Source organism: Leisingera sp. (assembly GCF_034669605.1).
GTDB lineage: Bacteria > Pseudomonadota > Alphaproteobacteria > Rhodobacterales > Rhodobacteraceae > Leisingera.
In genome coordinates, this window is record NZ_JAXMOX010000125.1 from 1 (window position 1) to 13,633 (window position 13,633).

Genomic DNA, 13,633 nt, shown 5'->3' on the forward strand with positions numbered 1-13,633 from the left:
GCTTGGCATGGTGCAGCTGGCGCATCTGGCGGACCGTTTTCCGCGCCAGCTGTCGGGCGGCCAGCAGCAGCGCGTTGCGCTGGCCCGCGCCATTGCCCCCCGCCCGCGCCTGCTGCTGTTCGACGAGCCGCTCTCGAACCTCGATGCGCAGCTGCGCGACCGCATGCAGATCGAGCTGAAACAGCTGCAGAAGCAACTGGGCATCACCAGCGTCTTTGTCACCCACGACCAGTCCGAGGCGATGTCGATTTCCGACCGCATCTGCATCCTGGCGCAGGGCCGGATCCAGCAGTTCTCGAGCCCCGAGACGATCTACCGCGAGCCAGCCAACGCTTTTGTCGCCACCTTCATCGGCCGCTCCAACCGCTATGCCGGGCCGCTGCGGGACGGCGCCATCGCCATCGGCGGCGGGCTGGCGCTGCCGGTGCGGCCGGGCGCGGCGGCGCAGGGCGCCGAGGTCGAGGCGGTGATCCGCCATGAGGACATCGGCGTTCTGCCGCCCGGTGCCGATGGCGGACTGCACGGCCGGGTGCGGCTGCGCTCCTTCATCGGTGCGCGGGTCCAATATGTGGCCGATCTCGCCCCAGGCGTGGAAATGGTCGCTGAGGTCGATGCCAGCGGCCCTTCGGGCGGCTTTGAACCGGGCCAGGAGGTTGCGCTGCAGATCGACATGGACCGCGCCTTTGTCGCGCCGGTTGCCGCCGGAGCGGGCGCATGAGCGGGCCGTTCAAGGGCATCGGGCTGGCCTCCCCCCTGCTGCTGGTACTGCTCGGCCTGTTCCTTGCCCCGGTGCTGCTGATGCTGCCGCAGAGCTTGCATGAGTATGTCCCCGGCACTGGCACCTCAGAGGCCTGGACGCTGCAGAACTACACCCGCCTCCTGACCGACGACTACTACCGCGAGATCATCGGGCGCACCCTGTGGATGGGCTCGCTGGTCACCTTCCTGTGTTTCCTGCTTGGCTACCCCTTGGCCTATTTCATGGCCCGCACTACTCCGGCCTGGCGGGCGGCGGCAACCCTGCTGGTGATCTTCCCGCTGTTTCTGAACCTGGTGGTGCGCTCCTTCGGCTGGATCACCCTGCTTGCGAACCGCGGCGTGGTGAACAATCTGCTGATGGACATCGGCCTGATCGACAGTCCAATTAAGATGCTGTTCAACATGACCGGCCTGGTGATCGGCCTCACCCATATCTACCTGCCGTTTATGGTGCTGATGCTGCTGACGGCAATCCAGAACGTGCCGCGCGATGTCGAACAGGCCGCCGCCACACTGGCCGCCAGCAAGCTGCGGATCTTCTTCACCATCACCCTGCCGCTCACCGCACCGGGCATTCTCGCGGGCTCGATCCTGGTCTTTGTGCTGACCATCAGCGCGCTGGTCACCCCGCGCCTGCTGGGCGGCCCCGCCTACAAGGTGATGGCAACCCTGATCTACGACGAATTCATGCAAAAACTGGACTGGCCCTCGGGCACCTCCTTTGCCTTCATCCTCACCGCGATCACCCTGCTGATCATCTGGGGTGCCGGGCGCGTGGCCCGCAAATGGTCGGGGGGGCTGGCATGAACGCGCGCCCGTCGATCCTGCTGACCGCCGCCGCCGCCGCCGTGCTGCTGTTCCTGCAGCTGCCGGTGATCGTGGTCGCTCTCAGCTCCTTCACCGAGACCTCCTATCTCACCTTCCCGCCGCAGGGCTTTACCCTGCGCTGGTTCGGCGCGGTACTCACGGATCCGGACTGGCTGTCGGCGATCGGCTTCAGCCTCGGGCTGGCGCTGCTGGCAACGCTGACGTCCATGGTGCTGGGCACCGCCGCGGCCTATGCGATCAACCGCCGCCTTCTGCCGGGCTCGGATGCGCTCGCCTCCTTCCTGATGGCGCCGCTGGTGTTCCCGGCGGTGGTGATCGGGGTCGCCCTGCTGCAGTTCTACGCCCATCTCGGCTGGCGCGGCAACTTCCTCGCGCTCGTTGCCAGCCACGTGGTTCTGACCTCGCCCTACGTAGTGCGCGCCTGCCTGTCGAGTCTCGCAGGCGTCAGCGTCGACCTCGAGGAAGCCGCGGGCACGCTGGGCGCGGGCGGCTTCACCGCCTTCCGGCTGGTCACCCTGCCGCTGCTCAAGCCCGGGCTGGTCGCGGGCGGGTTCTTCTCCTTCATCACCTCGCTCGACAACGTGCCGGTGACGATCTTCCTGCTCGGCCCGGGCCAAAGCACCCTGCCGGTCAAGATCTTCACCGCCATCGACCAAGGCGGCGTCGATCCGGGCCTCGCGGCCATCTCCACCATCCTGATCCTGCTCACCGGGGCCGCGCTGGCCATCGCCGAGCGCTGGGTCGGCTTCTCGCGCTTCGTCTGACGGGAGTTCCAAAAATGTCCTTTACCTCGAAAGGCTTCCCGCTTTTCCTCACCTTCGACTTCGATGCGGAAACCATGTGGACTGCGCGCGACAAGGCCAACGCGGACCGCCCCATCGTGATGTCCCAAGGCCGCTACGGCTGGAAACGCGGCATCTGGCGGGTGCTTGATCTGCTGCGCAAACACGAGATCAGCTGCACATTCTTCGTGCCCGGCCTGGTGGTCGAGGCGCATCCCCGGATCGTGGAGGCAATTCTGGAAGGCGGCCACGAGATCGCCCACCATTCGCACACCCACACCTGGATCACCCAGCTGTCGCTGGAGCAGGAACGCGAGGAGATGGAGAAAGGGATCGAGGCAATCCGGACGGCCGCCGGGTACCGGCCCCGCGGCTGGCGCTCGCCCGCGGCCGAGTTCAGCGCCCACACGCTCGGCCTGATCCAGGAATACGGCTTCGATTACTCGTCGAACTTCTTCGACGATGATGAGCCCTACCTGCTGGAAATCGGCGGCCAGCGCACCGGCATCGTCGAACTGCCCTTCCGCTGGGTGCTGGATGATGCGCCGTTCTTCCACTATTCGATCACCCTGCCGGGCCGGACCATGCAGGCGCCCTCGGCGCTGCTGGAAGCCTGGAAGCTGGAATTCGATATGCTGCGGGCCGAGGACCGGATGATGATGATCGGGATGCATCCGCAGATCATCGGCCAGCCCTCGCGGCTGTGGGTGCTCGACCAGTTCCTGACTTACGTGCGCCGGCACTCGAACGTCTGGACCGGGCGCTGCGACGAGATGACGGATGAGATCCGCGGCGTGCTGCTGGATGCCGCCGCCGCTGACGAGGCCGGGGCATGAGCGGGCTGCTCAAAGACCGCCGCATCCTGATCGCCGGCGCCGCCAGCGGCATCGGCCGCGAAACGCTGGCCCGCTTTGCCGCCGAGGGCGCCCGCCTGGCCGCTTTCGACCTCGAAGAAACCAAGCGGGACGGCGATGTGGCGGTGTTCGGCGGCGACATTTCCGACCCCGCCGCCTGCCGCGCCGCCGCAGCGGGCGCGGCTGCCGCGCTTGGCGGGCTCGACGGGCTGGTGAACTGCGCCGGCATTGATCTGGAATCGCCGGCCGCGGAAATGACCGCGGCAGACTGGGACCGGGTCATCGCAGTGAACCTGTCGGGCGCCATGTTCCTCGCCCAGGCGGCGCTGCCGCATCTGCGCGCCGCCGGCTCCGGAACCATCGTCAACGTCTCCTCCGCGGCCGGGCTGTCGCCGCTCAGCCACCGCACCGCCTATTGCGCCAGCAAGGCCGGGCTCAACATGTTCGGCAAGTGCCTGGCGATGGAGCTTGGCCCCGAAGACATCCGCGTCAACACCGTCTGCCCCGGCGCGGTCGACACACCGCTGTTCCGCAGCTCCTACGAAGACTACCAGAACGCCGATGAGCGGCTCTCCACCATCAAGGCCCGCTACGCGATGCACCGGGTGGCGGCACCGGCCGAAATCGCGGGCGCCATCCTGTACCTGACCGGACCTGATTCGACCTATGTGACCGGCATTACACTGGCGGTCGACGGCGGGCGGAGCTTCCATTGACCGCGCGCACCGCACTGATCACCGGCGGCGCGGGCGGCATCGGTGCGGCGGCAGCCTTGCATCTGGCAGCACAGGGCTGCCGGGTTGCAGTCACCGACATCGACGCCAAAGCCCTCACGCAATTGCCCGGTGGCATCCTCGCCATCGAGGCGGACGGCACCGCCCCCGCCGCCATGGCCGCCGCGCTTGCACAGACCGAGGCAGAGCTGGGTCCGGTCGACATCCTGTTCAACAACCTCGGCCAGAGCGCCCGGGAAAAAGGCTCGCTGTTTGCGGCCTCCGAAGAGGCCACCTGGCGCTTCGTGCTGGAGATTTCCCTGGTCTCGGCCATGCGGATGGCGCGGATGGCCGCCCCGGGCATGCAGGCGCGCGGATGGGGCCGGATCATTAACATGTCCAGCGACGCCGCCTTCTGCGGCGACGCGGGGCTGGCCGATTACGCAGCCGCCAAAATGGGCATCATCGGCTTCACCCGCGCATTGGCGCGCGAACTGGCACCGCACGGGGTGACGGTCAACGCGGTGGCGCCCGGCGCCATCCGCACCCGCGCCCATGACCGGCTCGCGCCCGAGGTGCTGGAACGGATCAAGGCGGCCACCCCGGCCGGCTTTGTCGGCACCCCCGAAGACGTGGCCGCGGCGGTGGGCTTTCTCGCCTCGGACGGGGCCAGGTTCATGACCGGCCAGACGCTGCTGCTCGACGGCGGCCGCTGGATGATTTGAAGGAGCTGGAACAGATGACCGATCTCGCGGATCTGGGCGCGGTGGACCTCGCCCGCGGCTATCGCCGGAACCAATACTCGCCGGTCGAGGTGATGCAGGCTGTGCTGGCCCGCACCGTGGCGCGGCGCGGCCTGAACGCATTCGTCAGCCTGCAGCCGGAGGCGGCGCTGGAGGCCGCCCGCGCTGCCGAGGCGCTGCAGCAGAGAGGCGGCGACCTGCCCGCGTTGCACGGGCTGCCCTATTCGGTGAAGGACCTGACCCTCACCCGCGGCGTTGCAACCACCATGGGATCCAAGACCGCAGCGGATTTTGTCCCCGAGGAGGACGCGGTTGCGGTGGCCCGCGCCGGCGCCGCCGGGGCGATCCTGTTCGGCAAGACCACCACGCCGGAATTCGGGCACAAGATCCACACCTCGGCGCCGCTGTTCGGCCGCACCCTCAACCCGCATTCGCCGGACGTCACCCCGGGCGGCTCCAGCGGCGGCGCTGCGGTGGCGCTGGCCGCTGGCATGGGGCCGATCGCGCTCGGCACCGACGGCGGCGGCTCGGTTCGCATCCCCTCGGCCTGCTGCGGCACCGTCGGGCTGAAACCGACGCTCGGCAGCGTGCCCAACCTGCAGGCGGGCGATCTGTTTTCCAGCAATGTCCATGTCGCGCCGATGGCGCGCAACGTGGCCGACACCCGGCTCCTGTTCGACGTGATCCGCGGCTTTGACCGGCGCGACCCCTTCGGTCAGGCGCAACACCCTGCGCCGCGCCGCTGCCAAGTGCTGAAGGGGCTGCGGATTGCCTGGCTGCCGCAGGCGGGCAACCCGGTCGACCACGGCATTGCAGCGCTCAGCGCCAAGGCGATCGCGCAGCTTGCCGCCGAGGGCGCCGAGGTCCAGGAGATCACGCTCGATTTTGCCGCGCTCGAGCCGCATTTCATGGTGGTTCTCGAAACCCTGCTGGCCGCACGCGCCGGGGCGGCGCTCGACACCCGGCGCGCCGATCTCGACCCAAGCCTGGTGGTGCATGTGGAAAACGGCCGCCGCCACAGCGCGCTGGACCTCGCCGCGGCCGGCGCCGCGCGCACCCGTGCCTTCCAGCAGGTGCAGCAGGTGCTGGCGCGCTTCGACCTGATCGCCTCGCCGACGCTGTCCGCCCCGCCGCTGCCGCACAGCCAGGATCCGCACGCGCCAGTGCCCATCAATGGCATCCCGGCCGGGCGGGTGCGTGCGTCCTGGTACCCCTACACCTTTGCCACCAATATGACCGGCCACCCTTCGATCTCGATCCCTTGCGGCTGGGATTCCACTGGCCTGCCCGCGGGCTTTCACATGATTGCCCCCTGGTATCAGGAGGATTTCCTGCTGGATACCGCTGCCTTGGCCGAACAGGTCTTTGCCTTCGATCTCGCAGCAGGACACTGAGCCCGCCCCCGGCATCGCTGGCCAGGGCAAGGGCAACCCGGTCGCCTGCATCCTCAGCTTTGCCATGGCGCTGCGCTGCAGCTTCGACCACCGGTCCGAGGCCGACCGCCTGGAAGCGGCGGTTGAAAAGGTTCTGGCCGACAGCGTGCGCTCGGCAGACCTGCTGGGCGAGGACGGTGTTGAGCCGGTTTCGACCAGCCAAATGGGCGATGCTGTGCTTGCCGTCCTGGAGGCAAGCCTCTGATTTCAGGTGCTGCATGCGGGCAGAATGGGTCACGCAGTTTCCTTGGCTCGCTAGGAGTCAAATGCCTTAGCCCGGCGGCAAATAGGCCTGCACGTTTTTCAGGCTCCGCAGTACAAAGCTCGAGCGCGTATGGCGTATCCCTGGGACCCGGTAAAGTTTGTGCCTCAGGAATTCCTCGTAACCGCGGGTGCCGTTCACGGCCACCTTGATCAGATAATCGTATTCGCCAGTGGTCAAATGCACCTCCAGCACTTCCGGGATCCTTTCCATGGTTGTGCCGAAGGCTTCAAGAATTTCGTCATCATGCCGGTCCAGCACAACTTCGATCATCACAACCTCGGGCGCACCGAGCTTTGCCTGATCCAGGATTGCGCGGTAGCCGCTGATCACCCCCTCTTTCTCCAACCGGCGTACCCGTTGCCAGCAAGGGCTGGGAGAAAGGCCGATTTTTTGTGCCAGCTGAGAATTTGAGATACGCCCGTCTTCGGCCAAGGCTTGCAGGATCTTGCGGTCGAACTGATCGAAGGCACTTACTGGCACAGCAGATTCTTTCACCAAATTGAAAATTGCAGAAACTATACTTCTTTGAAATACGATTCCACAAGGTAAAGAAAAAGAACCTCTCACCCCAGGCAGGATAAGGTTCTGTCAATGGAAGGTGAAAGATGATGTACGGGAATTTAGATTGCACAGATCCGATGAATACGGCCTGCAGGATGATGGATCTGGCGCGCCGAATGGGGCTGGAGTTTGAATCGCTGCAGTTCGAGAAGCGGGACGATGCCCGCTTCACACTGAAGTTTTCTTTATCCGAGCAGGGCACACAGCGTGCTAGCTGCTTTGAACAGCGGATCAGGCTGCTCGAAGGCTGGGCCGTGAACCCGGTCGCATCGCAGACCAAGCAGCACCAGTCTGACCCTGAGCGGGCATCCACCGCATCAGTTCTTTGCCCTATTGTCACATTCAGGCCTCACCCAATCACCTAAAGCGCGCTCAGCCGTATCCCGACGCCATGGGCAATCGGTTCCGTCAAAAGTTGCGGCAGCCCGGTTGGCAGGTCGCCACGGTATTTTTGCATAGCAGGTTCAAGCTGCAGCACGATTTCCGCCTGAACCTGTTCAACTAGGCCAGGACCTTACCCCGCCGCCTTGGCTGCCAGGAAAATGTCGCGGCACCACCTCATTGATCGGATAGTGCCCGTCCACTGCCATGGCGAGGCGCATCATCCGGGTCTGGCGAAGCTTTACATCGTCTACGGCCTTCTGTGCCCTCAACACATCATGGAGCGGCGTCATGCGGACACCGCCGGGGCGCAGCGCGATGCTGAAATTCTTGGCATGCCCGCCTCTATCGCCGCCACCGTTTCCCGCCCGGCGGGATTGCCCGTGCGGTCTGGCGGTTCTTCCGGTTTCCCCCGAGCCTGCGCATGGTCGAAGACCTTCTGGCCGGGCGCGGCATCGCTCAACTCGAAGCCGTCCGAACATCGAAACCAGTCCGGCCTTCTAGCCAAGCAAGTTAACTTTACGGTGCTGTTGCAATACCTTACACACCCAGAAACCGATCCGCTATGTCGGGCGGAAGCTCTCCTATGCGGCCCTCCCAGGCGTTGCTACCCTTGTTGAGGATCACCGCGCGGTCGGCAATGGCCGACAGTTCCTTCAAGGATTTGTCGACAACCAGAATGGCCAGCCCGGCGCTGGTCTTAAGCCAGGCAATCGCCGCCCAGATCTCCTGCCGTACCACCGGCGCCAAACCCTCGGTCGCCTCGTCCAGGATCAGCAGCCGCGGGTTGGTCATCAAGGCGCGGCTGATGGTCAGCATCTGCTGTTCGCCGCCTGACAATGACCCGGCTTTCTGGCTTCGCCGCTCCTCCAGCCGCGGAAACAGCTCTGCTACTTTCTTGAAATCCCACGGGCCGGGGCGCGCTGCGGCCGTCAGGTTTTCCTCAACCGTCAAAGGCGCAAAGCACCGGCGCCCTTCCGGCACCAGACCGATACCCAGCCGGGCGATCTTGTGCGACGGCAGCTGGCGCAGGTCGTGACCGTCAAACCGCAGCTCGCCTCGGGAGGCCGCCAGCATCCCGCAGATGGTCTTGATGGTGGTGGATTTACCCATGCCATTGCGGCCCATCAGCGCCACCACTTCGCCCTCAGCAATCTCCAGATCGACCCCGAACAGCGCCTGCGCCGGGCCATAAGACGCCTCAACCCCTTGTAATGACAGCAGGCTCATGCGGCGTCCTCCTCTCCCAGATAGGCACGGCGCACCTCGGCGTTGGCGCGGATTTCCGCCGCGGTGCCGGTGGCGATGATCTGGCCGTAAACCAGCACGCTGATCCGGTCCGCCAGCGCAAAGACCGCGTCCATATCATGTTCCACCAGCAGGATCGGTGCTTGCTCGCGCAAACCGTCAAGAAACCCCGTCAGCCGATGAGAGCCATCCGCCCCCAGCCCGGCCATCGGCTCATCCATCAAAAACAGCTTCGGCTTCAGCGTCAGCGCCACCGCGACCTCCAGCTGGCGGCGCTGGCCGTGCGACAGGTCGGCGGTCCGCCGATTTGCATCCTGAGTCAGCCCAACCCGCTCCAGCGCGTCGCGGGCCGCCTCCAGCAGCGCCGGATCCTCCATCACGTTGCGGAAAAAGCGGAACACCCGCCCCTGGCCGCCAAGCGCGCCCAGCACCGCGTTCTGCAGCACGGAGTAGTCCATCGCCAGCGCCGAGATCTGAAACGTCCGCCCCAGCCCCATCCGCGCCCGCGCCACCGTATCCAGTGCGGTGACATCGCGGCCCAGCAATTCCACTGTGCCGCTGTCGGGGGCAAAGTTTCCGGCAATCTGTTTGATAAGGGTGGATTTTCCCGCCCCATTGGGGCCGATCAGCGCGTGGATTTCTCCCGCCCGCAAATCCAGCGAGACATCGCAGCTGGCCTTCAGCGCGCCAAAGCTCTTGCACAGGTTTTCGGTTTTCAGGACCAGATCAGCCATGCGCCTTCTCCCGTCCGGCAATCGCTCCGATCAACCCGCCGCGGGCAAACAGCACAATCAGCAGCAGCAGCACGCCCAGAAAGATTTGCCAGTAATCGCTGATGCCGCCCAAGAGATGCTCCAGCAGGATATACAGCGCCGCACCGGCCACCGGCCCATAGAGCCGCCCGACTCCGCCCAGGATCACAAAGATCATGATCTCGCCGCTGGTGTGCCAGCTCAGCATGGTGGGGCTGACAAAGCGGTTCAGATCCGCAAACAGCGCCCCCGCCAGCCCGGTGATGGCGCCGGAAATCACAAAGGCCGTCAGCCGCAGGGTAAACGGGGTCAGGCCCACCGCCTCAACCCGGTCTTCGTTCTGGCGGGCGGCGGCCAGTGCCAGACCAAATGGCGAGCGCGCCAGCCGGGCGGCAAAAAACAGCGCGCCGCACAGGATCACATAGGCAATTGCAAAGAACTGGATCGGGTCCAGCGTGTTCAGCCCCGGAAAATCATTGCGGACCCAGATCGACAGCCCGTCTTCGCCGCCATAGGCGCTCCAGCTGATCGCGAAATAATAGAGCATCTGGCCGAAAGCCAATGTGATCATGATGAAATAGACACCGGAGGTACGCAAAGACAACGCCCCGATCACCAGCGCCGCCAGCGCGCTGAACACCACAGCCACCAGCCAGATCAGCGGCATCTGGTTGCTGCCCTCAAACAGGAACGGCCATTCGAACAAAGGCTCGTAATTCTGTGCATGAGCGGCAAGAATGCCCATGGCATAACCGCCGATCCCGAAAAACGCCGCATGACCCAGGCTGATCAGCCCGCCCAGCCCCAAGGCAATGTTCAGGCCAACCCCGGCCAGCGCCAGGATCGCGGCCTTGGTCGCCAGGGTGATGATGAACGGTTCATCCAGCGACCAGGCCGCCAGCGGCACCAGCAAAAGGGCTGCAATCATTGCCCAGTTCAGCAGGCTTTCGCGGGTCACCATCATGTGCTCCCTCCATAAAGGCCCGATGGGCGCACCAAAAGAACCCCCGCCATCAAGATGTAAATCAGCATCGAGGCGAGCGACGCGCCCGCCGAGGCCGCACTGGCAGGCTCCATGAACAGGGTGAAAAGCCGCGGCAGGAACACGCCGCCCAAAGTGTCGGTCATCCCGACCAGCAGCGCCCCCGCCAAGGCCCCCTTGATCGAGCCGATGCCGCCGATGACAATCACCACGAAGGCCAGGATCAGAACCGGTTCGCCCATCCCGACCTGCACCGATTGGATTGCCCCCACCAGCGCACCGGCCAGCCCGGCCAATGCGGCGCCAAGCGCAAACACCAGCGTGTAGAGTTTGGAAATATCGACGCCAAGGGCGGCAATCATCTCGCGGTCGGCCTCGCCCGCGCGGATCTGGATGCCGATGCGGGTGCGGGCGATCAGCAGGAACAGCCCCGCGGCAATTGCCAGTCCGATCAGGATGATGGCAAGCCGGTAGAGCGGGTATTCGATGCCGCCCGGCAGACTGATGGGCCCGGACAGATAGGAGGGTACGTCCAGAAACAGCGGGAAAGATCCGAACAGCCAGCGGGTGCCTTCGGAAAATACCAGGATCAATGCGAAGGTCGCCAGCACCTGGTCCAAGTGGTTGCGCCGGTAAAGGCGGCGGATCACCACCAGCTCCATCAGCGCGCCGGCGGCAGCGGCTGCCGCAAGGCTCGCCGCCAGCGCCAGCAGAAACGATCCGGTCCAGCCAGCCACGGCGGCGGCAGCAAAAGCGCCGACCATGTAAAGCGAACCATGGGCCAGGTTGATCAGCCCCATCACCCCGAATACCAGCGTCAGACCGGCTGCCATCAGAAACAGCATGACACCGAACTGCAGCCCGTTCAGGATCTGCTCCAGAACTAGAATATAGGTCATTTGAATTTCCGAACGGGAAGCCATGCCGCGGCGGAGACGCAGTGGCGTCTCCGCTTGACGGTTTGTCTTACATCTTGCACTCGCCGGCGTAAGCGTCGGCGTGGCCGGTCAGACCGGTGGCAATGATCTTGTTGGTGAAGACATCGCCTTCCTTGATCACCTCACGGACATAAATGTCCTGCACCGGGTGGTGGTTGTCTCCGAACTTGAAATCGCCGCGGACCGAGTCGAAATCCGCCGCTTTCAGCGCTGCGCGGAACGCGTCCTGATCGGCCGGCTCTGCCTTGTCCAGCGCACTCAGGATCAGATTGGCAGTGTCAAAGCCCTGGCTGGCATAAAGCGAGGGCAGACGGCCGTATTTCTCCTGAAAGGCAGCGACGAAGGCTGCGTTGGCCGCATTGTCGATGTCTTTGTTCCACTGCGAGGTGTTCTTGACCCCCAGGGCGGCATCACCCACCGCCTGCAGGATGCCCTGATCAAACGAGAACGCCGGGCCGACCACAGGCAGGTCCACACCGCTGCCCGCATATTGTTTCAGGAAAGAAATCCCCATGCCGCCGGGCAGGAAGAAATAGACCGAATCCGCGCCCGAGGCCCGGACCTGCGCGATTTCCGCCGCATAGTCGGTCTGCCCCAGCTTGGTATAGATCTCGCCCGCCAGCTCGCCCTCGTACATGCGTTTGTAGCCGGTCAGCGCGTCCTTGCCCGCCGGGTAGTTCGGCGCCAGGATAAAGCTGTTCTTCAGCCCTGCATCATTGGCATAGGCGCCGGCGGCCTCATGCAGGTTGTCGTTCTGCCAGGCAACGTTGAAGTAATTCGGATGGCAACGCTTGCCCGCCAGCGCCGACGGTCCGGCGTTGGGCGACAGGTAGAACACGCCCTGCGCAGTGGCCGCGGGCACCACCGCCATCGCCAGGTTGGACCAGATGATGCCGGTCAGAATATCCACCTTCTCGGACTGGATCATCCGGTCAGCAATCTGCACCGCCGCATCGGGCTTGCGCTGATCGTCCTCGATCACCACTTCAACGCCGTCGCGGCCGTCCTGTTCGATCGCCAGCATAAAGCCGTCGCGCACGTCCACGCCCAGGCCCGCGCCGCCGCCGGACAGGGTGGTGATCATGCCAATCTTGGTGTCGGCCTGGGCCGCAGCCGCCAGCGCCGGGACCGCCGCTGCCATGGCGAGCATCCGAATGGTCTTCATTACGTCTTTCCTCCCAGAATATGCCCCGGTCCGAAGCCAGGGTTATGGATCAGATGCTTGCGACTTTAACGCCGCCCCGGCAGAAGCCAAGACCCGCGGCAGCCCGCATCTCCCCGGCTGGTCTTTTGCCAGCCCTTGAAACAAGCCTACGCAGGCTTGAAGATTTATTTCAAGCATAAAATATATAGGACGGCATTGATGGCCTGCCGGGCCGGAACCGTTTCGGAGACCGCACCCGGGGCAGCGCGGGGCCGGCCCCTCGCGCTCCCCGAAGTATTTTCGCCCAGGTCGGGGGAGGAGAAGCCCACCCGGTTGCGGCCCAATGCCTGAACGGTATCAACCAGCGCTCCTGCGGCGGTAAAGGACAGCGCACCGACGCCCGCTTGGATCTCCTGCGCCAGTTTCTCATCAAAACCTGGTCCATGAGTCAGTGTCGCCGAAGTGCCGCCCTAGAGCACCACGTCCGGCCGCACCCCGGAAATCATCCGGCAGCGTTTCCTCCCGGCAGCAGGCCCCGCCGGAAGGGGAAGAGACTTAGCCGAAATGCAGGGTTTTGACTTCCTGATAGTCTTCCAGCCCCAGCATGCCGCCTTCGCGGCCATTGCCGGACTGTTTGTAGCCGCCAAAGGGCGAGCCATAATTGAAGCCGCCGCCGTTGATATGCACCGCGCCGGCGCGCAGGCGGGCAGCAACCCGCTCGGCCCGCTCCGGATCGCCGGTCTGCAGATAGGCCGCCAGCCCGTAAGGCGTGTCATTGGCGATCCGGATGGCGTCTTCTTCGTCCTCAAACGGGATGATCACCAGCACCGGGCCAAAGATTTCCTGCTGGGCAATCGCCATGCCGTTGGTCACATCGGCAAAGACCGTGGGGCGCACATACCAGCCCTTGTCCAGCCCCTCGGGCCGTCCCAGCCCGCCGGTCAGAACGGTGGCGCCTTCGTCGATGCCGGTCTGGATCATGCTTTGCACCCGGTCGAACTGGATACGGTCGAACATCGGGCCGATGTGATCGCCCTCCTCAGCCGGATCACCCACCGCCTGACCCTCGGCCGCCGCCTTGGCGATCTTCAGCACCTGATCATAGCAGCTGCGCTCCACCAGCATCCGGGTCGGCGCGTCGCAGCTTTGGCCGGTGTTGTACATGCATTCCAGCACCGAAGCGGTGACCTTCTCCTGCAGGTCCGCATCTGCAAAAACCAGATTCGGCGACTTGCCGCCCAGCTCCAGCG

Annotated in this window: 15 protein-coding genes and 2 pseudogenes; 10 read left to right on the plus strand and 7 right to left on the minus strand. The window is 64.8% G+C overall.

Annotated elements, in window-relative coordinates; genetic code table 11:
• The 8 genes and pseudogenes from VOI29_RS15415 to VOI29_RS15450 form a co-directional block, all read left to right on the plus strand.
• Window positions 1-718: ABC transporter ATP-binding protein (locus VOI29_RS15415; RefSeq protein WP_323780424.1), on the plus strand; the 718-nt coding region annotated here is incomplete at its 5' end.
• Window positions 715-1,566 (plus strand): ABC transporter permease, encoded by an 852-nt coding sequence (locus tag VOI29_RS15420; protein WP_323780427.1) that lies wholly within the window; start codon window positions 715-717, stop codon window positions 1,564-1,566. The genes VOI29_RS15415 and VOI29_RS15420, both read left to right, overlap by 4 nt.
• Complete coding sequence (locus VOI29_RS15425; RefSeq protein ID WP_323780430.1) at window positions 1,563-2,351, plus strand: ABC transporter permease; 789 nt, start codon at window positions 1,563-1,565, stop codon at window positions 2,349-2,351. The genes VOI29_RS15420 and VOI29_RS15425 overlap by 4 nt, the downstream gene beginning before the upstream one ends.
• Window positions 2,352-2,365: 14 nt before the next feature.
• Window positions 2,366-3,205 carry a polysaccharide deacetylase gene (locus VOI29_RS15430; protein WP_323780433.1) on the plus strand — a complete coding sequence of 280 codons (840 nt, stop codon included), beginning with the start codon at window positions 2,366-2,368 and terminating at the stop codon, window positions 3,203-3,205.
• A complete protein-coding gene (locus tag VOI29_RS15435) occupies window positions 3,202-3,939 on the plus strand; it encodes an SDR family oxidoreductase (protein WP_323780436.1) in 738 nt (245 codons plus the stop codon). The genes VOI29_RS15430 and VOI29_RS15435 overlap by 4 nt, the downstream gene beginning before the upstream one ends.
• On the plus strand, window positions 3,936-4,661 hold the full coding sequence (locus VOI29_RS15440) for an SDR family NAD(P)-dependent oxidoreductase (protein ID WP_323780439.1): 726 nt from the start codon (window positions 3,936-3,938) through the stop codon (window positions 4,659-4,661). Before VOI29_RS15435 ends, VOI29_RS15440 begins: the two co-directional genes overlap by 4 nt.
• Before the next feature lie 14 nt (window positions 4,662-4,675).
• Window positions 4,676-6,073, plus strand: coding sequence for an amidase (locus tag VOI29_RS15445; RefSeq protein ID WP_323780442.1), 1,398 nt, complete (start codon window positions 4,676-4,678; stop codon window positions 6,071-6,073).
• A 4-nt stretch (window positions 6,074-6,077) separates the two neighbouring features.
• A pseudogene (locus tag VOI29_RS15450) lies at window positions 6,078-6,317 on the plus strand (isocitrate/isopropylmalate family dehydrogenase); the annotation flags it as partial.
• A gap of 66 nt (window positions 6,318-6,383) precedes the next feature.
• Here VOI29_RS15450 and VOI29_RS15455 read toward each other — a convergent pair.
• Complete coding sequence (locus tag VOI29_RS15455; RefSeq protein ID WP_323780444.1) at window positions 6,384-6,872, minus strand: Lrp/AsnC family transcriptional regulator; 489 nt, start codon at window positions 6,870-6,872, stop codon at window positions 6,384-6,386.
• Window positions 6,873-7,033: 161 nt separating this feature from the next.
• Here VOI29_RS15455 and VOI29_RS15460 point away from each other — a divergent pair, with 161 nt between their 5' ends.
• Both VOI29_RS15460 and VOI29_RS15465 read left to right on the plus strand, forming a co-directional pair.
• The gene (locus tag VOI29_RS15460; protein ID WP_323780448.1) at window positions 7,034-7,303 is read left to right on the plus strand and encodes a hypothetical protein; all 270 of its coding nucleotides are present in this window, start codon (window positions 7,034-7,036) and stop codon (window positions 7,301-7,303) included.
• Between the two features lie 392 nt (window positions 7,304-7,695).
• A pseudogene (locus tag VOI29_RS15465) lies at window positions 7,696-7,776 on the plus strand (IS6 family transposase); the annotation flags it as partial.
• 83 nt (window positions 7,777-7,859) lie between these two features.
• Here the strand turns inward: VOI29_RS15465 and VOI29_RS15470 are convergent.
• The 6 genes from VOI29_RS15470 to VOI29_RS15495 all read right to left on the minus strand — a co-directional run.
• Entirely contained in the window at window positions 7,860-8,549 is a 690-nt protein-coding gene (locus tag VOI29_RS15470; RefSeq protein ID WP_323780453.1) for an ABC transporter ATP-binding protein, read from the minus strand.
• Window positions 8,546-9,301, minus strand: a complete 756-nt coding sequence (locus tag VOI29_RS15475; RefSeq protein ID WP_323780456.1) for an ABC transporter ATP-binding protein — start codon at window positions 9,299-9,301, stop codon at window positions 8,546-8,548. The genes VOI29_RS15470 and VOI29_RS15475 overlap by 4 nt, the downstream gene beginning before the upstream one ends.
• Window positions 9,294-10,283 (minus strand): branched-chain amino acid ABC transporter permease, encoded by a 990-nt coding sequence (locus tag VOI29_RS15480; protein ID WP_416361541.1) that lies wholly within the window; start codon window positions 10,281-10,283, stop codon window positions 9,294-9,296. Before VOI29_RS15480 ends, VOI29_RS15475 begins: the two co-directional genes overlap by 8 nt.
• Window positions 10,280-11,200, minus strand: coding sequence for a branched-chain amino acid ABC transporter permease (locus VOI29_RS15485; protein ID WP_323780459.1), 921 nt, complete (start codon window positions 11,198-11,200; stop codon window positions 10,280-10,282). The genes VOI29_RS15480 and VOI29_RS15485 overlap by 4 nt, the downstream gene beginning before the upstream one ends.
• A gap of 67 nt (window positions 11,201-11,267) precedes the next feature.
• Complete coding sequence (locus tag VOI29_RS15490; RefSeq protein ID WP_323780462.1) at window positions 11,268-12,404, minus strand: ABC transporter substrate-binding protein; 1,137 nt, start codon at window positions 12,402-12,404, stop codon at window positions 11,268-11,270.
• Between the two features lie 534 nt (window positions 12,405-12,938).
• A partial coding sequence (locus tag VOI29_RS15495; RefSeq protein ID WP_323780465.1) for an aldehyde dehydrogenase family protein occupies window positions 12,939-13,633 on the minus strand: 695 nt, incomplete at its 5' end.

Bases quoted from the DNA above. Each gene is read 5' to 3' on its own strand.
- VOI29_RS15420 (WP_323780427.1), top strand. From the start codon at position 715: ATGAGCGGGCCGTTCAAGGGCATCGGGCTGGCCTCCCCCCTGCTGCTG.
- VOI29_RS15425 (WP_323780430.1), top strand. From the start codon at position 1,563: ATGAACGCGCGCCCGTCGATCCTGCTGACCGCCGCCGCCGCCGCCGTG.
- VOI29_RS15430 (WP_323780433.1), top strand. From the start codon at position 2,366: ATGTCCTTTACCTCGAAAGGCTTCCCGCTTTTCCTCACCTTCGACTTC.
- VOI29_RS15435 (WP_323780436.1), top strand. From the start codon at position 3,202: ATGAGCGGGCTGCTCAAAGACCGCCGCATCCTGATCGCCGGCGCCGCC.
- VOI29_RS15445 (WP_323780442.1), top strand. From the start codon at position 4,676: ATGACCGATCTCGCGGATCTGGGCGCGGTGGACCTCGCCCGCGGCTAT.
- VOI29_RS15460 (WP_323780448.1), top strand. From the start codon at position 7,034: ATGATGGATCTGGCGCGCCGAATGGGGCTGGAGTTTGAATCGCTGCAG.
- VOI29_RS15470 (WP_323780453.1), bottom strand. From the start codon at position 8,549: ATGAGCCTGCTGTCATTACAAGGGGTTGAGGCGTCTTATGGCCCGGCG.
- VOI29_RS15475 (WP_323780456.1), bottom strand. From the start codon at position 9,301: ATGGCTGATCTGGTCCTGAAAACCGAAAACCTGTGCAAGAGCTTTGGC.
- VOI29_RS15480 (WP_416361541.1), bottom strand. From the start codon at position 10,283: ATGATGGTGACCCGCGAAAGCCTGCTGAACTGGGCAATGATTGCAGCC.
- VOI29_RS15485 (WP_323780459.1), bottom strand. From the start codon at position 11,200: ATGACCTATATTCTAGTTCTGGAGCAGATCCTGAACGGGCTGCAGTTC.
- VOI29_RS15490 (WP_323780462.1), bottom strand. From the start codon at position 12,404: ATGAAGACCATTCGGATGCTCGCCATGGCAGCGGCGGTCCCGGCGCTG.